The 18,740-nt window shown below is 64.5% G+C and carries 18 protein-coding genes and 1 pseudogene; 9 read left to right on the top strand and 10 right to left on the bottom strand.

The features are described from left to right. Positions 1-101 precede the first annotated feature (101 nt). The 3 genes and pseudogenes from GSQ89_RS11215 (at position 102) to GSQ89_RS11205 (ending at position 2,576) form a co-directional block, all read left to right on the top strand. Positions 102-1,205, top strand: coding sequence for an aminotransferase class V-fold PLP-dependent enzyme (locus tag GSQ89_RS11215; RefSeq protein WP_158925037.1), 1,104 nt, complete (start codon positions 102-104; stop codon positions 1,203-1,205). 627 nt (positions 1,206-1,832) lie between these two features. Next, positions 1,833-2,105 (top strand): annotated as a pseudogene (locus GSQ89_RS40085) (GxxExxY protein); the annotation flags it as partial. Positions 2,106-2,375: 270 nt separating this feature from the next. Beyond that, positions 2,376-2,576 carry a hypothetical protein gene (locus GSQ89_RS11205; RefSeq protein WP_158925035.1) on the top strand — a complete coding sequence of 67 codons (201 nt, stop codon included), beginning with the start codon at positions 2,376-2,378 and terminating at the stop codon, positions 2,574-2,576. On the opposite strand, the gene GSQ89_RS11200 is transcribed toward GSQ89_RS11205, so the two are convergent. Beyond that, complete coding sequence (locus GSQ89_RS11200) at positions 2,566-3,693, bottom strand: CaiB/BaiF CoA-transferase family protein (protein ID WP_158925033.1); 1,128 nt, start codon at positions 3,691-3,693, stop codon at positions 2,566-2,568. The genes GSQ89_RS11205 and GSQ89_RS11200 overlap by 11 nt on opposite strands. A gap of 115 nt (positions 3,694-3,808) precedes the next feature. On the opposite strand from GSQ89_RS11200, the gene GSQ89_RS11195 reads away from it, so the two are divergent. The 4 genes from GSQ89_RS11195 (at position 3,809) to GSQ89_RS11180 (ending at position 8,100) form a co-directional block, all read left to right on the top strand. After that, positions 3,809-4,582, top strand: coding sequence for an alpha/beta fold hydrolase (locus GSQ89_RS11195; protein WP_158925031.1), 774 nt, complete (start codon positions 3,809-3,811; stop codon positions 4,580-4,582). Positions 4,583-4,593: 11 nt separating this feature from the next. After that, positions 4,594-5,787, top strand: a complete 1,194-nt coding sequence (locus tag GSQ89_RS11190; RefSeq protein ID WP_158925029.1) for an LLM class flavin-dependent oxidoreductase — start codon at positions 4,594-4,596, stop codon at positions 5,785-5,787. A gap of 74 nt (positions 5,788-5,861) precedes the next feature. After that, positions 5,862-6,146, top strand: a complete 285-nt coding sequence (locus GSQ89_RS11185; protein WP_216856114.1) for a hypothetical protein — start codon at positions 5,862-5,864, stop codon at positions 6,144-6,146. Positions 6,147-6,219: 73 nt separating this feature from the next. After that, the gene (locus tag GSQ89_RS11180; RefSeq protein WP_158925025.1) at positions 6,220-8,100 is read left to right on the top strand and encodes an ABC transporter ATP-binding protein; all 1,881 of its coding nucleotides are present in this window, start codon (positions 6,220-6,222) and stop codon (positions 8,098-8,100) included. A 186-nt stretch (positions 8,101-8,286) separates the two neighbouring features. On the opposite strand, the gene GSQ89_RS11175 is transcribed toward GSQ89_RS11180, so the two are convergent. Next, positions 8,287-10,140 carry a TRAP transporter large permease subunit gene (locus tag GSQ89_RS11175; protein WP_158925023.1) on the bottom strand — a complete coding sequence of 618 codons (1,854 nt, stop codon included), beginning with the start codon at positions 10,138-10,140 and terminating at the stop codon, positions 8,287-8,289. Further along, positions 10,137-11,144 carry a TRAP transporter substrate-binding protein gene (locus GSQ89_RS11170; protein WP_158925021.1) on the bottom strand — a complete coding sequence of 336 codons (1,008 nt, stop codon included), beginning with the start codon at positions 11,142-11,144 and terminating at the stop codon, positions 10,137-10,139. Before GSQ89_RS11170 ends, GSQ89_RS11175 begins: the two co-directional genes overlap by 4 nt. A gap of 406 nt (positions 11,145-11,550) precedes the next feature. Here GSQ89_RS11170 and GSQ89_RS11165 point away from each other — a divergent pair, with 406 nt between their 5' ends. Both GSQ89_RS11165 and GSQ89_RS11160 read left to right on the top strand, forming a co-directional pair. Beyond that, complete coding sequence (locus GSQ89_RS11165; protein ID WP_158925019.1) at positions 11,551-11,886, top strand: cupin domain-containing protein; 336 nt, start codon at positions 11,551-11,553, stop codon at positions 11,884-11,886. Between the two features lie 64 nt (positions 11,887-11,950). After that, the gene (locus GSQ89_RS11160; protein WP_158925017.1) at positions 11,951-12,856 is read left to right on the top strand and encodes a class I SAM-dependent methyltransferase; all 906 of its coding nucleotides are present in this window, start codon (positions 11,951-11,953) and stop codon (positions 12,854-12,856) included. Between the two features lie 125 nt (positions 12,857-12,981). On the opposite strand, the gene GSQ89_RS11155 is transcribed toward GSQ89_RS11160, so the two are convergent. The 7 genes from GSQ89_RS11155 to GSQ89_RS11125 form a co-directional block, all read right to left on the bottom strand. Continuing rightward, complete coding sequence (locus tag GSQ89_RS11155; RefSeq protein WP_158925015.1) at positions 12,982-13,653, bottom strand: hypothetical protein; 672 nt, start codon at positions 13,651-13,653, stop codon at positions 12,982-12,984. A gap of 311 nt (positions 13,654-13,964) precedes the next feature. Then, positions 13,965-14,891 (bottom strand): 2-dehydropantoate 2-reductase, encoded by a 927-nt coding sequence (locus GSQ89_RS11150; RefSeq protein WP_158925013.1) that lies wholly within the window; start codon positions 14,889-14,891, stop codon positions 13,965-13,967. Next, positions 14,882-15,529 (bottom strand): glutathione S-transferase family protein, encoded by a 648-nt coding sequence (locus tag GSQ89_RS11145; RefSeq protein ID WP_158925011.1) that lies wholly within the window; start codon positions 15,527-15,529, stop codon positions 14,882-14,884. The genes GSQ89_RS11150 and GSQ89_RS11145 overlap by 10 nt, the downstream gene beginning before the upstream one ends. A 223-nt stretch (positions 15,530-15,752) precedes the next feature. Further along, the gene (locus tag GSQ89_RS11140) at positions 15,753-15,902 is read right to left on the bottom strand and encodes a hypothetical protein (protein ID WP_158925009.1); all 150 of its coding nucleotides are present in this window, start codon (positions 15,900-15,902) and stop codon (positions 15,753-15,755) included. 387 nt (positions 15,903-16,289) lie between these two features. Continuing rightward, positions 16,290-17,072, bottom strand: a complete 783-nt coding sequence (locus GSQ89_RS11135; protein ID WP_158925007.1) for an enoyl-CoA hydratase-related protein — start codon at positions 17,070-17,072, stop codon at positions 16,290-16,292. Beyond that, positions 17,072-17,923 (bottom strand): prephenate dehydratase, encoded by an 852-nt coding sequence (locus GSQ89_RS11130; RefSeq protein ID WP_158925005.1) that lies wholly within the window; start codon positions 17,921-17,923, stop codon positions 17,072-17,074. Before GSQ89_RS11130 ends, GSQ89_RS11135 begins: the two co-directional genes overlap by 1 nt. After that, positions 17,920-18,654, bottom strand: coding sequence for a 3-deoxy-manno-octulosonate cytidylyltransferase (locus GSQ89_RS11125; protein ID WP_254073167.1), 735 nt, complete (start codon positions 18,652-18,654; stop codon positions 17,920-17,922). Before GSQ89_RS11125 ends, GSQ89_RS11130 begins: the two co-directional genes overlap by 4 nt. Positions 18,655-18,740: the final 86 nt, after the last annotated feature.

The following is an 18,740-nucleotide window of genomic DNA, read 5'->3' as shown; positions in this document are numbered from 1 at the left end:
CGCCGGCGCGACCCTTGCCATGGGGTCACCTGGCGGTAGTTTGCGCATCCTCGGCCGGCAACCGCGTTATTGCGGAAGCGGCCGTCACCGGCGGGGCATCCATGAACTCACTCTTCGATCCAGCCGATTTCCGCCTGCCCCCCGGCATTGCCCATGTCTGCGCCGGGGGTGAAACGGCGGCCCTGCGCAGGCATGACGAAGCCGTGCTGCGCTACCTGGCGGACAAAAGCAGCGGCCTGCCCGGGCGCACCGAACAGGAGCGGGAGATCGAGGACGCGCGCGCCGGCATGGCTCGGCTGTGGGGCGTGAACCAGGGCGACATTGGGTTCGTCAGCAACGTCGCCGAGGGGGTGTCGATTGTCGCCGAATCGATCGACTGGCGTGACGGCGATTCCATCGCCATTGACGCCAACGAATACCCGTCCGTCGTCGGCCCCATTGTCATGCGCCGCGATCCGGTCATTCAGGTGCGCCAGGCCCGAGGCACCGAACGGGATCGCCTGGCATCCTGCGTCGATGGCAGCACGCGGGTCATTGCCGCCAGCTATGTCTCCTACCTGACGGGTGAGCGGGTGGACCTGGCGGCGCTGCGGGCGTTGGCGGATCGGGTCGGGGCGCTGCTGATCGTCGATTTCACCCAGGCGTCCGGGTATTTGCCGATTGAGGCCTCGGTTGCCGATTTCGCTTTTTCGGCCTGCTACAAATGGATGCTGGGTATCACCGGGGTGGCGGTGGCGTACTGGAACCGGGTCCGACAGCCGGATTGGAGTCCTGCGTCGGCGGGGTGGCATTCGTTTGCCCCGGGGTCGCGTGGTTATGACACGATTCCGGCGCTGAAAGCCGATGCGATGCGGTTTACCCGGGGCAATCCGGCGCACTGCCCGCTCTATGTGCTGAACAGCGCGTTGTCGTATCTGTCACGGTACGACATGCGGGATGTCCAGCGTCATGTGCAGACGTTGACGGTGGCGTTGATCGAGGCGCTGGCGGCCTCTCAGGTTCCGGTCATGACGCCGAACGATCCGGCGCGGCATGGGGCCAGCGTGTGCGTCGCCTCACCGCGGGCGGCGGCGATTGTCGATGCGTTGCACGAATGTGGCGTGTACGCGTGGAACGGGCAGGGACGGGTGCGGTTCAGTTTCCATGGTTATAACACAATGGCCGATGTGGATCGGGTGGTGGAGGCTTTGTCCGGGTGTTGGTGATGGAGGTGAAGTCGAAGCGGATGCATGATGCGGGTCGGGTGGTTTCGCGTCGTCCCGATTGCGTTGTTCCGGTTGGGGCGAGATTTCCGGGTTGATTCGGTTTCGTGTGGGCGTCGACAGGGGATTTCGTGTACGTTGTGCTGGCGCGCGCCGGTGTGGGTGCTTATTCCGCATTTAACACGGAGGTCGCTGAGAGCACTGAGGACGCAGAGAAGAATTTCAGTACGACTGGAAAACGTATAACGCGTACCCCGGCATGTATCAGGGGGTAAAAGCAGCAAATAATACCGACGGCCCTGATTGCCGACTCTTCCGGCAATCAGGGCCGTCGGTATCGCGCGCGGGGTTAGCGGGGCGGTCGAACGCAAAACGATACTAAATAGACACGAATAATGGGCTGTCCGCGTTCGGAGGGATTTATGGTTCGCTAATACAAGCAGCGTAAGACCTTCGCGCCCCCTTCAGGCTCGGCACGGACGCCAAGGCAGGTTTGTTAAGGCGGATTAGCGGGATGCAGATGGATGAAGGAGATTTGCGGTTTTGGGGGCCGGTCACCGAACGGATCGTTGGGTGTGCTTTTCGGGTTGCCGATCCGCTCGGTCATGGGTTCGTTGAGTCTACGAGAATGCCCTTGCGCATGAGATGCGAAAGTCCAGACTCAGCGTCGTGCAGCAGCGGGGAATGGTGGTCTTTTGCGACGACGTGATTGTTGGTGAATATGCAGCCGACCTGCTTGTCGAGGATTAGGTCATCGTCGAACTCAAAGTGGTCGGCGGGCTAAGCGGCGTGCATGTCCCGCAATGCCGAAATTACTTGCGGGCAACCGGCAAGCCCCTGTGGCTACTGATTAACGTCGGCCAACGCAAAGTCGAAATCCGCCGCATCACCGCCCAAGCCTGATTGCGGAACCAATCTCCTTCATCTCTTCTTATCCCGCTTCATCCGCCTTATAAAAAGAAAAGCCATGACCGTGGCTCCCACGGGCCGAGTTTCATTCATGGCGGGTCGGGCTGCCAGTGGAAACTCATACCGGCGACCGTTGATGTTGACACATCAGGCTCGTCTTAGGCCAGCAGCGTCCGGGGCATCCGATCCAGCACCTTACTGGGGCGGATGCCCCGGACGCCGCTGGGCATGACGAATTAAGGGTTGGCCTCAACGGCAGCTGGTATGAAACCTGGGCCGAAGGCCCAAAAATTCTTCTCTGCGGCCTCGGTGTTCTTCGTGACCTCTGTGTTAAATGCGGTATTGGCAACCGCACCGGCAGTGCCCGGCTGGCACGTCATCAATCGAACCGGAATGGCCATGAGCCCCTCCAACCCCACGGCGGAGGTTGTGTGGAGAATTCGCGGCAATGCGATTATCCTGTGAATTCCGCGCGGATCGCGGCGCTGTTTTGGCCGACCGACGGGACGGAGCCTAGATCTAAGGTCTCACCGACGCGGATGACGGCTGGGGCGACGATCTTGGCAACCCCGCCGCTGGGCAGTTCCACTTGCGTGCGCCGCAGGGCGGGGTGGTGGCTCAGGGCCGCGAGATCGTTGACGAACCCATAGGCGGTGTTGGACGCTCGCAGTTTCACCGCCGCCTGGTCCCGTGTCAGCGTGGCGAACATCTGGCCGACGCGTTCGTCCACCATGGTTCGGTTGGCGACCCGGATCGTGTTGGTCTCGAAACCGGGTTGTCGGGGCAGGTCCGGCGCATCCAGGAATTTTGCACAGAACATGGCCCATTCGCGTTCGTTCTGGATCGAGATCAGCACCAGTGCGCCATCTTTGGTGGCGAACGCGCCGTAGGGACAGATCGACGGATGCGCCAGGCCCATGCGCTGGGGCGACTTTCCGGTGCCCTCGAAATACAGCAGCGGGACGTTCATCCAGTCGGCGACGGCGTCGAACAGGCTGACCTTCAGGCCCTTGCCGCAGCCGGTCACGCCGCGCTCGATCAATGCTTCCAGGACACCTGTATAGGCATTCATCCCGCAGCCGACATCGGCGATCGACACGCCGACGCGGCCCGGTCCGGCGGGATGGCCGGTGACCATCGCCAGGCCTGACTCCGCCTGCACCAGCAAGTCGTAGGCCTTCATCGAGGCGTATTCGCCGGTTTCGCCATAGCCGGAGATATCGACGGTGATCAACCTTGGATAGCGGACGCGCAGGTCGTTCGATCCGAACCCGGAACGGGCCGCTGCCCCCGGCGCCAGATTCTGGATGAACACATCGGCCTTGGCGATCAGGCGGTGCAACAAGGCCGCGTCCGCCGGGTCCTTGATGTCGGCGACCAGGCTTTCCTTGCCGCGGTTCAGCCAGACGAAATAGCTGGACAGGCCCTGTACCGCGCTGTCGTAGCCGCGGGCGAAATCGCCTTCCGGGCGCTCGATCTTGATCACGCGGGCGCCGGCGTCGGCGAGCCTGGCGGCGCAGTAGGGGGCGGCGACGGCTTGCTCCAGCGAGACAACGAGCAGGCCTTGCAGCGGTTTGGTCATGGTGCGGTCCTTGTCAGCCGGGGACAGGAACCACGGCCGGGGCAGCGGGCGCAAGGTTGCCGGCCGGTCGCGGATGGGTAAACTCGCTGGCAGGAAAAAGAACAGGGGAAACGGCATGAGCCGCCAGGTCACTGTCTCCGGCGTCAGCCTGGAGATCGAGGAGAAAGGGCAGGGGCGTCCGATCCTGTTCCTGCACCCGGGCGAGGGCTTGCAGCCCAACCGGCCATGGCTGGACAGGCTGGCGGAAAACCATCGCGTGATCGCGCCGCATCATCCCGGGTTTGGCGGGTCGGTGCTGCCGGACTGGGTGGGTTCGGTGGATGACCTGGCCTATTTGTATCTTGATCTGGCGGCGGCGCTGAAGCTGGAAAACGCCGTGCTGGTGGGCAATTGCTTTGGCGGCTGGGTGGCGGCGGAGATGGCGGTGCGCAACACCGCCCGCTTTGCCGGCTTGCTGCTGGCAGCGCCGCTGGGGATCAAGGTCGGCGGGGTGCTGGATCGCGACATCACCGACATGCACGCCATTTCCCGAACCGAGTTCATGCGCCGAGCGTGGGCGGATCCGGAGAAGGGGGCGATCGATTATACCAAGCTGGCGGATGCGGAACTGGCGGGTATCGCGCGCGGGCGGGAAACGCTGGCGGTGTTCGGCTGGAAGCCGTACATGCACAATCCTCGGCTGAAACGCTGGCTGCATCGTATCGACATTCCGACGCACCTGGTCTGGGGAGAAGAGGATGGTATCGTTTCGATTGCTTATGGCGAGGCATGGAAAGCCGAAATCCGAGGCGCCACGATCGAAACGATGCCGGCCACCGGCCACTACCCGCACTGGGAACACCCCAACAGCTTCGCGGCACGCGTAAAAACCTTCACCAATCGCCTGTAGGAAAAACCGCCATGCGCACCTGGTATTTCTCCGAAATGGCTTATCACCCGGCCTGGGACAAGGGCCTTGCCCGCGGGTCGTTGCGGGTCAATTTTCCCAGTGAAAACCTCGATCCGGTGGAAGCGGGCACGTTGCTGAACCGTTATCTGGACGAATTCGCGCTGTGCGATGAGGTCGGGCTCGACATCATGGTGAACGAGCATCACAGCACGGCGACGTGCATGACCATTTCGGTGCCGATGGCGCTGTCGGTGATTGCGCGTGAAACCAAGAAGGCGCGTCTGCTGAGTCTCGGCAACCCGATCGCCAACCGGCCCGATCCGGTGCGGGTGGCGGAGGAGATGGCGTGGCTCGACTGCCTGTCGGGCGGGCGGATCGAGATGGGGCTGGTGAAGGGGGCGCCGTATGAGATCGCGCCGGCGAACAGCAATCCGGGGCGGCTGATGCGGCGCTACTGGGAAGCGCACGACCTGATTATCAAGGCGCTGTCGACCACGACCGGCCCGTTCTCCTGGGAAGGCGAGTTCTACCAGTATCGCGCGGTGAATATCTGGCCGCGGCCGATCCAGCAGCCGACGCCGCCGATCTGGATGACCGGGATGAGTGTCGACACCGGCATCGCGGCGGCCGAACGCGGCCATGTGGTGGGCACGCTGCTGTCGGGCGGGTTGGCCAAGCCGATGTATGAGGCGTACCGCAAGCGCGCCCGCGAACTGGGGTGGCAGGCCGGGCCGGACCGCATGGCCTATGCGGCGATCATCGGTGTCGGGGATACGCGGGCGGAAGGGCTGCGGCGGGCGAATATCATCGCCGATTACGTGCGTACGGCGCCGGTGGTGTTCGAGCCCTTCACGAATCCGCCAGGTTACAATTCCGTCGGCGCCAACATCGCGATGTTGAAGGCCGGGCCGCGTGCGCACCGGATGGTGACGGACCGCAACGGCGTGCCGATCGACCATCGGACGGCGACAGTCGAACAGTTCATGGACACTGAAACCGTGTTCGCCGGCACGCCGGACGACGTGTTCAACCAGTTGAAAGCGTTCAACCAGCGTATGGGCGGCGTCGGCCATCTGCTGTTCTTCGGGCAGGGCGGCCAACTGAACCACCAGGATGCGAAGGCGAATATCGCGCTGTTCGGCAAGGAAGTCGCGCCGCGCCTGCTGGAGCTTGGCGCCCCCGAACAGGCCGAAGCCGCCGAATAAGGTGATACAACAAGACATACCATTGTAACAAAGAGATGTTATATCTACAGTCATCCGGACGACAGGAGGTTGCGATGCTTGGAATGAAACGGGTGGCTTCGGTGGCCGCGGTGCTTGGGCTCGCGACGGTCGGCGTCATGGCGATGCCGCACAATGCGAACGCCTGGTGGCGCGGTGGCGTGTGGATCCCCGGCCCCGCCGTCGTGGTGGCGCCTCCGCCGGTGTATTACGCGCCGCCGGTCGTTTATGCGCCGCCGGTGGTTTATGCTCCGCCAGTGGTCGGCTACTATGGGCCGAGGGTGTGGATCCGGCCGGGTTGGTATGGCGGCGGCTGGCACCGCGGCTATTGGCGCCGCTGAGGGGTTCGATGGTGCGCCGCGGCAACGGCGCCCACGATTGACGTAGCGGCCAACTGGGTCCACCGCTGATCCCATGTTGCGCCGCTTCGAAGCCCTGCTCGATCCTACCGCCGGTACGCCAGCCGCGCCGCCGAACGCCGGGTTGCCGCGGTTCTACTGGTTTTATATCGGGCAGGTGCGCGCGCTGACGGTCGCGCTGTTCGTCTGCGGCGGGCTGATCGCGATCCTCGATACGCTGATCCCGGTGTTCATCGGCCGAGTCGTCAGTTTGGTATCCTCCCAGACTCCGGAGACGCTGTTTCGCGACCACGGTGCGGTGCTGCTGGGCATGGCGGGTGTGCTGCTGTTCGTGCGGCCGGCAAGTTTCATCGCGCACAACGTGCTGGTGAACCAGATCGTCAATCCCGGGTTCTCCAACATGATCCGGTGGCAGAACCATTGGCATGTGGTGCGGCAGAGCTGGACGTTCTTCCAGAACGATTTCGCCGGGCGCATCGCCAACCGGGTGCAGCAGACCGGGCCGGCGCTGCGGGAAAGCCTGGTGATGGCGTTTGACGCGGCGTGGTACATCCTGGTCTACGGCAGCAGCGCGGTGCTGCTGCTGGCGCGCCTGGACTGGCGGCTGACCTTGCCGATGTTGCTGTGGTTCGCGTTCTATGCCGTCATGCTGCGCTTCTTCGTGCCTCGGCTGCGCGACCGGTCGCGGCGGATGTCGGAGATGCGGTCGATGCTGACCGGGCGGATCGTCGACAGCTACACCAACATCCTGACCGTCAAGCTGTTCGCACGCGCCGCCGATGAGGATGCGTTCGTGCGGGATGCGATCGATGAGCATACCGAGGCGTTCCGCGACCAGACACGGATGACGACGGCGTATACCTCGACCCTAGTGAGCATGAATGCCTGCCTGGTGGTGTCGATGGCGAGCGTGGCGCTGTGGCAGTGGTCGGTTGGGCATATCTCGATCGGTGCGGTGGCGACCGCCATCCCGCTGGCCTGGCAGTTGAACAACATCGCAGGGTGGGTGGCACGCAGTATTACCTCGATCTTCGAGAATATCGGCACGGTGCAGGATGGGATGCGCTCGATCGATGTGCCGCGGCAGATGCCGGATTCGCCGGATGCGGCCGAACTGGTGGTGACCGGCGGTGGGATCCGGATCGAGAACCTGCATTTCGATTATGGGCGGGTGCGCGGGGCGGATGCGGGCGGGCGGTATCCGGCGGTGCTGCATGGGATCGACCTGACGATCGCGCCGGGGGAGCGGGTGGGGCTGATCGGGCCGTCCGGCGCCGGCAAATCGACGTTGGTCAACTTGCTGCTGCACTTCTTCGATCCGGAATCCGGGCGCATCCTGATCGACGGGCAGGATATCGCAGGCGTGACTCAGGAGAGTTTGCGCCGGCATATCGCGATGGTGACGCAGGATACGTCGCTGCTGCACCGCTCGATTCGGGAGAATATCGGCTATGGCCAGCCGCAGGCCTCCGAGGCGCAGATCGTCGCGGCGGCGAAACAGGCGCAGGCGCACGACTTCATCCTGGGGCTGGAGGACTGGCATGGCCGGACCGGCTACGACGCGCATGTGGGGGAGCGCGGGGTGAAGCTGTCGGGCGGGCAGCGCCAGCGCGTGGCCCTGGCGCGTGTGATCCTGAAGGACGCGCCGATCCTGGTGTTGGACGAGGCGACGTCGGCGCTGGATTCGGAGGTCGAGGCGGCGATCCAGGAACAGTTGGACGGGCTGATGGAGGGGCGTACGGTGATCGCCATCGCCCACCGGCTGTCCACCATCGCGCGGATGGACCGGCTGATCGTGCTGGACGAAGGGCGCATCGTCGAATCCGGCTCTCACGCCGAACTGTTGCGGCGGGACGGGGTCTATGCCCGCTTGTGGCGGCGCCAGTCGGGGGCGTTCGGTGACCAGCGCGTCAGCGACGGTCTGGCGGCGAAGTAGGGGCGATACGTTGCCGGCCGATATGGAGTGGGCTTCGATACTTGGAAATTCTGACTACGATGTGCCGGGTAGACACGATCGAAGCCGCTGGATTGGATTGACGTCCTATTGGGACCGAACTCCACCGTGATATCAGTCTGACCTTCCGTGATCGATGAATGGAGCGGTTCGCGTCGCAGTCAGCTTCTACAGAAACCCGGTACTGAACCATGGCACCGCCGCCACGGCAATCAGGCCGGCGAGCACCGCCAGCAGATAGGGCCAGATCCGCCGCATCGCCGCGTCCGGGGACACGCGGCCGATGGCGCAAGCGGCGTAGTAGCCGACGCCGAACGGCGGTGCGAACAGGCCGATCCCCATCGCCAGGATGACCACCATCGCGTAGTGGACCTCATTGATGCCGACCAGGCGGGCAGAGGGGAACAGCAGGGGGCCGAACAGCACGATGGCGGGGATGCCCTCCAGCACGCTGCCGAGGACGATGAAGGCGACGATGGAAACGGCCATGAAGCCTGTCGCTCCGCCGGGCATGGACGTCATCGCGGCGGCCAGTTGGTGGGAGAAGCCGGATTGCGTCAGCGCCCAGGCCATCCCGGTGGCGGTGCCGATGATCAGCAGGATAGCGCCGGACAGTGACGCGGTTTCCACCAGCATGGGATACAGCCGGCGCAGCGGGAACTGACGGTAGACCAGGATGCCGACGATGATCGCGTAGACGATGCCGATGGTGGAGACCTCGGTGGCGGTGGCAATGCCCTCGATGACGGCGAAGCGGATCACGAACGGCAGGACCAGGGCGGGCAGGGAGATGACGAATGCTTTGCCGATCACCGCCCAGGGGGGACGCGTCACGCCTTCCATGTTTTCGTTGCGGCCGCGCCAACGGGCGATGAAGGCCAGGGCGGCGGCCAACACGGCGGCGGGCACCAGGCCGCCGGTGAACAGGGCGGCGATCGATACGCCGGTGACCGATCCGATGGTGATCAGCACCAGGGATGGGGGGATCGTCTCGCTCATGGCGCCGGAGGCGGCGAGCAGGGAGACCAGTTCGCCTTCGTTGAAGCCGCGCCGTTTCATGTCGGGGAACAGGATCGGCGCAACCGCGGCCATGTCGGCGGCTTTCGAGCCGGAAATGCCGGAGACCAGGTACATCGCGCCCAGCAGCACGTAGGACAGGCCTCCCCGCACGTGACCCAGAAGGGCGGACAGGAAGTTGACCATGGCGCGCGCCATGCCGGTCATCTCGATCAGCAGGCCGAGGAACACGAACAGCGGTACCGCCAGCAGGATCAGCGAGGACATGCCCTCATCCATGCGGGAGACGACGACTGTCAGCGGTGTGCGGGTGAGGGTGGCCAGATACGCCAGTGTGGCCAGGCCGAAGGCGAAGCCGATCGGCACCGACAGCAGCACGGCGGCGCCCAAGAGCAGGACGAAGAACAGCACCAGGTTCCAGTTGCCAAAACCTAGCAGCCAGGGCGCGGCGAAGTGCAGCACCGCCGCCAGCGCACCCACCACGACGATGCCGAACGCCGCGTCCTTCCAGGATAGCGCCAGCAGCCGGGTCAGCGCGGTAATCAGCATCAGCACGCCGCCCACCAGGATGGCGACCGCTCGGTAGGTGTCGTGGATGCTCAGGGCCGGGGTCTGGATGTACCACTGGTCGGACGCGTAGTCCCAGGCTGGGGGCACGATCATCAGCAGGAACGTCGCCACCGCGGCGGCGGCCAGCGCATCGGTGCGCGCGCGTCCGGTGGATGACAGGCCGCCGGCGACCGCTGTCAGGCGCATGTGTTCGGACCGTTGCAGCGCGATGACGGCGCCCAGCATCGCCAGCCAGAGAAACAGGATGGAAGCGAGTTCGTCCGTCCAGATCAGCGGCGTGTGGAGCGCGTAGCGGGCGACGACGCCGGCGAACAGCACCACCACCTCGGCGACCACCAGGATCGCGGCGGGGATTTCCGCCACCAGCCGCAGCAGCAGGTCGATGCGGGCGGCGGCGGTCAGGCGGGGTGGTGTGCCGGCGTGCGTCTGCGTCAAGACAGCGTGCCGACTTCCGCTTCCAGGATTCCCCAGGCCTCGTCGCCGTATTTCTTCTTCCAGTCGGCGTAGAAACCGGCCGACTTCAGCGCCTGGCGGAAGGCGGGCTTGTCGACCTCCACGAAGGTCAGGCCCTTGGCCTTCAGGTCGTCGGCGACCGATCCGTTCAGCTTGGCGATGTCGGCGCGTTCATCCAGCGCGGACTTGTTGAGTTCGCGGGCCACGATCGCCTGGGCGTCGGCGGGCAACGTCGCGAAAGTGCGCTTGTTGGCGAGCATCCAGAACCCGTCCCACATGTGGCTGGTCATGGAGACGTATTTCTGCACCTCATACAGCTTGGCGATCTGGATCAGGGACAGCGGGTTTTCCTGGCCCTCGGCGATCTTCGTTTGTAGCGCGGAATAGACTTCCGCGAAGTTGATGCTGATGGGCGATGCACCGAGCGCCTGGAACATGCTGGTCCACAGGGGGGAGACGGGGACGCGGATCTTGAAGCCCTTCAGGTCGGCGGGCACCTTGATCGGATGGGTGGAGCTGGTGATCTGGCGGAACCCGTTGTCCCACATCTTGTCCATGGCGGTCAGGCCGCGCTTGTCGATCTCGGAACGGACATAGGTGCCCAGTTTGCCGTCCATCGCCTTCCAGACGGTGTCGTAGTCCTTGAAGGCGAAGCCGATGCCGTTGATCGACGCGGCGGGCACCAGGGTGGACAGGATCAGGCCGGACAGTGTGAAAAAATCGATCGCGCCGGAGCGGAGCTGCGACAGCATGTCGGTGTCGGAGCCAAGCTGGTTGTTGGGGAACACCTGGATGTCGACGGCGCCGTTGGTGGCCTTCTTGATGCGGTCGGCGGCTTCCTGCTGGCGGACGCTCTGCGGATGGGTAACAGGCGAGTTGTTCGCCAGCTTCAGGCTGAAGTCCGCCGCTCGGGCGGGACGGGTGTTGATGGCGAACAACGGCAGCGCGGCCCCGGTCAGCAGGGTGCGGCGGTAGAGGCGGGTCATGCAGGGGTCCTTGGGCGTTTCTGTTTAATGGCGTGTGGGGCGGGCAAAATACCCGGTGACGGTGATGTGGCAAGGGGTTCGGAAGGGGTCTGTTGGTTTGTGCTCCATTTTGTTGACCCGTGGCTAAAGGGCGCGACAAGGCAACAAAGTATAGATGCCCCATTTCGAAAAGACAGTGATGACGGCTTACCTGCTTGTCGGCGGCGCGCGCATTGAGGGGCGCCCGAAGCAAAGGTTGTATCATAGAATAAGATGTTTCTATTCAATATCTTGCTGGCTGGTTCAGATTCACGGACTGCATGCCCGCAAAATATTCCGACAGCGTTCCCGCGGCTGGCCCGTATTTGTCATACCGACGGTCGAAGCCCAGCTATGCCATATCGGGTTTTACGATTACGGTGGGGCCATGACCGACAGCCCATACCTATTCCCAGCCGCGGATCATCCGCTGCTCGACGCGACCGATCGGCTCAAGGTGCGTGAGGCCGTTTCCGGCTTCGGCATCGCACTGCGTTACCAGGAGCGTGCGCCGGACCCCGTCCCGGCGCCTGAAAGCAATTGGTGTGAGACCGGCCATTCGATCTTCATCCTGGCCGGCCGTATCCGCTATCGCTTCGACACCCACAGCGTCGAGGCAGGACCCGGCGACATGCTGCATATCCCGGCCGGGCCGCAGCATCGCCACAAACCGAGCGTGCCTGGTCCCGATACGGTGCGGTATGTACTGACGGAATTCGAATAAACCTCGCGTCTGTAAACTTTTTGGTAGGGATTGCAGCCTAGTTTCGGTCGATGGAGACCGAATAATGTTGGCGTCCACGATGCGTGGCCTGTTTCGACGACCGCCGTTGGGGACGGTGCAGGCCGTCGCTGTGCCTATTGAGAGCGGGCCTGCGCCGACGACCGAAGCGGCTTTGCCTGAGGCCCGAATCCAAACTGCGTGGCCGGTTGGCCGGCTGACCCTCACCGACCAGCTCTGGGGTCCGGGGTTCATCTTCCCCGGTGGCGAAATCGAAACCCTGCGGCTGACCCGTCCGCTGGGCCTGTCCGCGGCGGCCAGCCTGCTGATCGTTGGAGTCGGCAATGGCGGGCCGGCGGCGGCGGCGGCTCGCAACCTGGGTGCCTGGGTCACCGGGATGGATACCGATCCGTCGCTGCTGACGGCTGCCCGGGTGCTGATACAACGGGCGCAAATGACCAAGAAGGTCAGCATCAAGGCGTGGGACCCGGCCAATCCGGCGTTCGAAGCCAAAACCCACCATCATTGCCTGGCGTTGGAACCGTTTCAGCGCGCGCGCCCCGAACCCATCCTGGATGGGTTGGCCCGGGTGCTGAAGCCAGGCGGCCAGATGGTGATCACCGGATTGACGGCCCCGGTGCCGCTGGACCCGGCCGATCCGACCGTGCGCCGGTGGGCCGACCTGGATCATCGCGATCCGACCCTGATGGTGGCGCCGATCTCGGTGACTCGCATGCTGGGGCGTGTTGGCCTGGATGTCCGAGTCGCCGAGGACATGTCGCAACGCCACCTGGACCACGCGATGTTGGGTTGGCGGGTGCTGCTGCGCGACCTGGATCGCAAGCCCAGCCGGCAGGAGGCCGTGCAGTTGGTGCGGGAGGCGGAATTGTGGCTGCTGCTGCGCCGGCTGATCAAGGACGGACGGCTACGGATGATGCGTTGGCACGCGATCAGCCATGTGCCGATTGTCTGATCGGGTTCGCAAGGGCCTTACGATGTGCCCGAGGCGCGGTCTTGGACCGAGTGCCTCTTGACCAGGTGTTCGGCGCCGGACGGCCTCGATCGAATGGACGGCGGGGGAATTGATGGCCGGCGGCGTCAACCTGGCAGTCGTTGCCGCGGCGCTAGTTCCATGCGGCTAAATGGGTCCGTAACGTAACGATCCAGGGCCTGCAGCAACAGATTCATATCAACCAGGTATCGCATGGGATGGAGAACGATCTGCGCGCCAAACGTCGTTTCGTTCTTTGCCCACTGCCGGAAGACGCGGACTGCGCGGTCGGGTGGATGCACGTCGATGATGGTTAGTTCTCGGAGCTTGATGAGCACGACAGGGGCGGAATTGAATGTCCCGGTTCCGATCCCTTGGATGTTGTCCCATGCAACCGTGTGGACGGAACCATGCCCGCTGAAAGTGAGGCCCGAAACATCGAACTGGAAGTATCCAGTCGGAATCCGGCCTGTCACAAGCCCGATTGCCAGGCAGAACCCAGGGCCGGCGAGGAGAAGGCCACTGACGAGGTAGCCTGGTATTCCGCTGTACCATCCGACCCAAAGCGTGATCACGCCGAGTGTCGACATCCATGTGGCGAGGGCGGCAAGGAGGAACCTTGAGGGTCTGATCGGTACGCCGCCGACTACCCCGACCCGAACTAGCGCATGCGCGTGACGACGTAATTTCTGGTAGATCAGGACGGCGGTAAAAAGTGCGCAAGATCCGAAAAATCCGACCGTGACGATGGCCGTGCCGGGATCGGATGTGAACAGCAACAGGCCGATGACGGCGAAGCCCAGACTAGTCGCCAGGACCGCCCAGTCCCGCAATTGCGGCCGTGGATAGGCAGAGGTCGGGAAGGTCATTGTCACACCTTGCGGCTCTGCCGGGGAGTCTCGCGTTTTCACGAACCACAAGAAGGGTGAGCAGCCCCTCTGCACGTCTGTATAGGAGCGTATGCCGCGGCGTCGCAGGCACGTGGAATGAAGAATATGCGAAGACAGCCAAGCGTCGCCTGACAATTGCTGTCAGACGACGAAGACCGGAATGGGTGCCTGCCGTGGATTGGGTTGTGCGGTATACGCCATCAAGTCCCCGGCTTGCCGTCCACGAAGGGTTTCAGCACGGCGTAGAGAACCTCATGCACCGGGGTGGGAACGCCGAGTTCGCGGCCGAGGGCAACCACCTTGCCGGACAGCCAGGGCAGTTCGATGCGGTTGCCGCGGATCAGGTCGTGCGCCATCGACGCCATCATCGTCGGCGGTGCGGCGTTGGTGAAGCCGACGGTTCTTTCCGTGGCGTCGTCCGGCAGTTTCACGCCTCGTGCTCGGCCGACGGCGGCGACCTCGGCGGCGGCGCGGGCGAACAGCGGGGCGATGTCGGGGTCGTCGCGCAGGATGCCCAAAGGCGTGCGGGTGGCGGCGGTGAGCGCGGCGTTGGTGGCGAGCAGGATGAACTTCATCCACAGCTCCGTCATGATCTGGTCGCTGTGGGTGGCGTCGAAGCCGGCTTTTTGGCAGAGGCCGAGGAAGGCCTCGCCACGGGCGGATTTGCCGCCTTCCAGTTCGCCGAAGATCAGCCGCATGAAGGTGCCGACCTGGCGGACGACGCCGGGGGCGGCGATGGTCGCGCTGATCTGGGCGACGCCGCCCATGACGGCCTGCTTGCCGAGGATGGGGATCAGGCGTTCGGCCGAGTCGATGCCGTTCTGGAAGGGAATCACCGCCGTGGTGGGGCCGACCAGCGGCTTGATCGCGGCACCGGCGGATTCGACGTCCCACAGCTTGACGCAGAACAGCACGTAATCGACCGGGCCGATGCTGGCGGGGTCGTCGGTGGCCTGGGTGGGGTTGATGTGGGTCTCGCCGCGGCCGCCCTCGACGCGCAGGCCGTGTTCGCGCATGGCTTTCAGGTGGGCGCCGCGGGCGACGAAAGTAACGTCCGCGCCGGCTTTCGCCAGGGCGGCTCCGAAAGCTCCGCCGACGCCGCCGGCTCCGATGACTGCTATGCGCATGGATCGAACTCTTTATCTTTGGAGGGTATCAGGTCGTAGGGCAGGGCGAAGCCGGGCTGGTCCTTCAGCCGTTTCGACCAGGCGTACACATTGGGCCAGGTGGTGATGTCGAGGCCGCCCTCGGCCATGAACACCATGCGGCCCCAGCAGCCGATATCGGCGATGGTCAGGGTGTTGCCGACCAGCCAGTCTTTATTTTCAAGGGCTTTGTCGACGAGGGTGACGGCGGCCAGCGCGAGGGGACGGAAATAGTCCATCACCGCGTCGTCGACTTTGCGGAAGCGGCTGTAGTGGCGGACCTTGGCGACGTTGGTGATGTTGTCGGCTTCCCAGGACAGCCACTCGCGCGCGGTCCATTTGTCCTGTTCGGTTTCGCCGGCGAAGTGGCCGGTGGTCCGGGCCAGGTAGTCCAGGATGATGTTGGACTGGACGATGGTCAGGCCGTTATGGCGGAGCGTAGGGACCTGGCCGTAGCGGTTGATGGCGAGATACTCGGGTTGCTTCTGGACGCCGTTCTTCAGGTTCACGGTGCGGAAGCTGAACGGCAGGCGGGACAGCGCGAGATACAGCATCGGCTTGTAGGACGAGCTGGAGGTGAAGCTGCCGTAGAGGGTCAGGCGGGAGGGGTCTTGGGTCATGGCGCGGGAGAGTGCTTGGGATTCGGGGGGAAGGCAAATGGGCCCGGTTTGTTGGCGACTGAGCAGCCTTGGCACTTTCACGATGAGAACCGACGAGATAAGCCGCCTTTTGTTTCCTTGCCTGTCGATGCCCGCGTCCGAGGCCAGTGCGCTCCCCGCCCGGTACAGCAAAAAGGCCGGGTTTGCCCCGGCCTTTGCTATCATTGACCCTTCAGGCCCTGGCTTATTGCCCGCCGATCACGTTGCGGTTCAGGCTGTTCGCCGTGTTGTCATACGGACCCGTATGGTGGGAATAGATCTCCGCATTGGCCAGAGGGGCGATCGCGGCCGAGAGGCTCAGGGCGGCGAAAGCAGCAAGGATCAGCTTCTTCATCGGATTTCTCCATCTATCGTCGGGCGAGGTGTCCGGCTTCAATGAAGCAGTAGATGGAACTCCGTATCGCGAATGATAATGCCGCATTGCAGCATCAGACTTATGCGCTGAGCGATGAAGATGCCAACGAGCCATGCATTACAGCTTGGCCACGTCATTGATCCGGATTGGTACTGATACCACATGGGGTTTTGCCATCCTGGTGATGCGCTCTCGGTATCTCCATCCCGGTGAAGCGCCCGGATGAGCTAACGGCCCCGACAGGATCCCCAACCTGCCGGGGCCTGAAGCTGCTGAGTGAGTCCCTGCACTGACCAACCTGGGGTCACGCCATGGGACGGGTAGAGTCCACCATCAGGCGACGCGTAAACGCTAAGCGGCATGAAGCTACCCACCGAACCGCGGTGGCCGCTTTTCCTGGAACGCACGCACGCCCTCGGCGAAGTCGGCGGATCGGCCGGCCTGGCCTTGCAGCCGGGCTTCCAGGTCGAGCTGCTGGTGCAGCGTGTTCCCCGGCGCGGCGGCGAACATCGTCTTGATCGCGGCCAACGCCTCGGCCGGGGCCTTCGACAGACGAACCGCCAGGGTCTCGGATTCGGAACCCAGTGATGCGTCGTCCACCGCCTTCCAGATCATCCCCCAGCGTTCGGCGGTCTCCGCGTCGATCGCATCGCCCAGCATGGCCAGGGCTCGGGCGCGGGCATCGCCAACCAGATGGGTCAGGAAGAAGCTGGCGCCGGTGTCCGGCACCAGGCCGATGCGGATGAACGCCTGAACGAACGTCGCCGACCTTGCGGCCAGGACGATATCGCCGGCCAGGGCGAAACTGGCACCGGCGCCGGCCGCGACCCCGTTCACCGCGCAGATGAACGGCAAGCGGGACGCGCGCATGCGGCGCACGACCTCATGGTGGTGGGTGTCCGCCAGCTTCTCCAGGTCGGGCGGCCCGTCTGCACCGGGCGTCACGTCGGGCCCGAGTTCCTGGCCGGCACAGAAACCGCGGCCCGCCCCGGTCAGGATCACCGCTCGGCACCCTGGATCAGCCTCGGCCGCATCGATCGCGGCCAGCAGGCGGGTCAGCATCTCGGCGTTGACAGCGTTCAACCTGGCCTGCCGGTTCAGGATCAGCCGTCGCCAGCCGTCTCGCGACTCGACCAGGATGTCGTCCATCAGTTGCCGTCCCCCTGGGCAAGGCGGAACGATGCCATCGGGTAGACGCCGAGGACACGCACCTCGGTGGAGAAGAACGACAGTTCATCCAGCGCATTGCGCAGGCCGGTGTGTTCGGGGTGACCCTCGACGTCGCACAGGAACTGAGTGGCGGCGAACTGGCCGTTGATCATGTAGCTTTCCAGCTTGGTCATGTTGACGCCGTTGGTCGCGAACCCGCCCAGCGCCTTGTAGAGCGCCGCAGGGACGTTGCGGACGCGGAAGACGAAGGTGGTCATCAGATTGGGCGTCGCCGGATCGACCTCGGCGGCCCGCGGCGCGACGACGTAAAACCGCGTGGTGTTGTGGGCGGCGTCCTCCACGTTGGCGCGCAGGATCTGCAGGCCGTAGATCTCGGCGGCCAGGGAGGACGCGATGGCGGCGTCCTCCTTGCGGCCCCACTCGGCGACCAACTGCGCGGCGCCGGCGGTGTCGGCTTCGACCACCGGGGTCAGGTTCAGGTCGGCGAGGATGCGGCGCACCTGACCCAGCGCGACCGTATGGGAATGCGCCTTGCGGAGGTCGGCGATGGTGGCGCCCTTGACGCCCAGCAGGCAGTGCTCGACGCGCTGGAAGTGCTCGCCGACGATGAACAGGCCGGACTCGGGCAGCAGATGATGGATGTCGGGGACCCGGCCGGCCAGGCTGTTTTCACACGGCAGCATGCCCAGCGACGCGCCGCCTTCCCGCACCGCGTCGATCGCGGCCTGGAACGACAGGCAGGGCAGGGTGGTGATGCCGGGATAGGCATCGCGGCAGGCGAGGTCGGAATAGGCGCCCGGCATGCCCTGAAAGGCGATCTTTCCGGTCATGAATGTGGCACCATTGCGCGGGCGCGTTCCAGGTCCTCGGCGGTGTCGACCCCGAACGGGCCGTGTTCCATCCGTACGCAGGCAATCCGCATTCCATTCTCCAGTGCCCGCAGTTGTTCCAGTTGTTCACGCCGCTCCAGCGGGCTTGGCGGCAGCGAGACGTAGCGGTCCAGCACCGGCCGCCGATAGGCGTAGATGCCGACATGGTGCCAGCGCGGGCCGAGACCCCAGGGGATCGGTTGGCGTGAGAAATACAGCGCCGGGGCGATGGTCTGGCCGTCCTCGAACGCGCAGGCGGCTTTGACGAAGGACACCGTCGTGGCCTCGATCTCGTCGCGAATCGGCACCACCAGGGTGCCGATATCGATGTTCGGGTCGGCCAGCGGCGTGACGACCAGGCGCAGGCCCTCCGGATCGAGAGTCGGAAAATCGCCTTGCAGGTTGACCACGACGTCATGCTCGCGATTCGGGTCGAGTTCGGCGAGCGCGGCATGCACCCGGTCCGACCCCGACGGCAGATCAGGGTCGGTCAGCACCGCTCGGCCGCCTGCCTTGCGTACGGCGTCAGCGATCTCGGGGTCGCCGCAGGCCACGGCAACTGGGCCGATTCCGGCTTCCCGGCCGCGGTCCAGCATGTGCACGATCATCGGCTTGCCGTTGATGTCGGCCAGCGGTTTGCCGGGCAGGCGGGTGGAGGCCATGCGGGCGGGGATGACGACGATGGGGTTCAACGGCCTGGATTTCCTGGAAATGTCTCGCCGGTTTCGCGTCCGTCCCGGCATCGATCCGGCTGGCGCGTGCGGCGGGTGGGGTTGAA

The sequence above is a fragment of the Acidisphaera sp. S103 genome (assembly GCF_009765975.1).
Taxonomy (GTDB): Bacteria; Pseudomonadota; Alphaproteobacteria; order Acetobacterales; family Acetobacteraceae; genus Rhodopila.
The sequence above is the reverse complement of the archived record's forward strand: the minus strand, read 5'-3'. Positions and strand labels throughout refer to the sequence as shown.

What these genes read in the sequence shown, in the direction of transcription:
- GSQ89_RS11215 (WP_158925037.1), top strand. Translation starts at nt 102, where the DNA reads ATGAACTCACTCTTCGATCCAGCCGATTTCCGCCTGCCCCCCGGCATT.
- GSQ89_RS11205 (WP_158925035.1), top strand. Translation starts at nt 2,376, where the DNA reads ATGAAACCTGGGCCGAAGGCCCAAAAATTCTTCTCTGCGGCCTCGGTG.
- GSQ89_RS11200 (WP_158925033.1), bottom strand. Translation starts at nt 3,693, where the DNA reads ATGACCAAACCGCTGCAAGGCCTGCTCGTTGTCTCGCTGGAGCAAGCC.
- GSQ89_RS11195 (WP_158925031.1), top strand. Translation starts at nt 3,809, where the DNA reads ATGAGCCGCCAGGTCACTGTCTCCGGCGTCAGCCTGGAGATCGAGGAG.
- GSQ89_RS11190 (WP_158925029.1), top strand. Translation starts at nt 4,594, where the DNA reads ATGCGCACCTGGTATTTCTCCGAAATGGCTTATCACCCGGCCTGGGAC.
- GSQ89_RS11185 (WP_216856114.1), top strand. Translation starts at nt 5,862, where the DNA reads ATGCTTGGAATGAAACGGGTGGCTTCGGTGGCCGCGGTGCTTGGGCTC.
- GSQ89_RS11180 (WP_158925025.1), top strand. Translation starts at nt 6,220, where the DNA reads ATGTTGCGCCGCTTCGAAGCCCTGCTCGATCCTACCGCCGGTACGCCA.
- GSQ89_RS11170 (WP_158925021.1), bottom strand. Translation starts at nt 11,144, where the DNA reads ATGACCCGCCTCTACCGCCGCACCCTGCTGACCGGGGCCGCGCTGCCG.
- GSQ89_RS11165 (WP_158925019.1), top strand. Translation starts at nt 11,551, where the DNA reads ATGACCGACAGCCCATACCTATTCCCAGCCGCGGATCATCCGCTGCTC.
- GSQ89_RS11160 (WP_158925017.1), top strand. Translation starts at nt 11,951, where the DNA reads ATGTTGGCGTCCACGATGCGTGGCCTGTTTCGACGACCGCCGTTGGGG.
- GSQ89_RS11150 (WP_158925013.1), bottom strand. Translation starts at nt 14,891, where the DNA reads ATGCGCATAGCAGTCATCGGAGCCGGCGGCGTCGGCGGAGCTTTCGGA.
- GSQ89_RS11145 (WP_158925011.1), bottom strand. Translation starts at nt 15,529, where the DNA reads ATGACCCAAGACCCCTCCCGCCTGACCCTCTACGGCAGCTTCACCTCC.
- GSQ89_RS11140 (WP_158925009.1), bottom strand. Translation starts at nt 15,902, where the DNA reads ATGAAGAAGCTGATCCTTGCTGCTTTCGCCGCCCTGAGCCTCTCGGCC.
- GSQ89_RS11135 (WP_158925007.1), bottom strand. Translation starts at nt 17,072, where the DNA reads ATGGACGACATCCTGGTCGAGTCGCGAGACGGCTGGCGACGGCTGATC.
- GSQ89_RS11130 (WP_158925005.1), bottom strand. Translation starts at nt 17,923, where the DNA reads ATGACCGGAAAGATCGCCTTTCAGGGCATGCCGGGCGCCTATTCCGAC.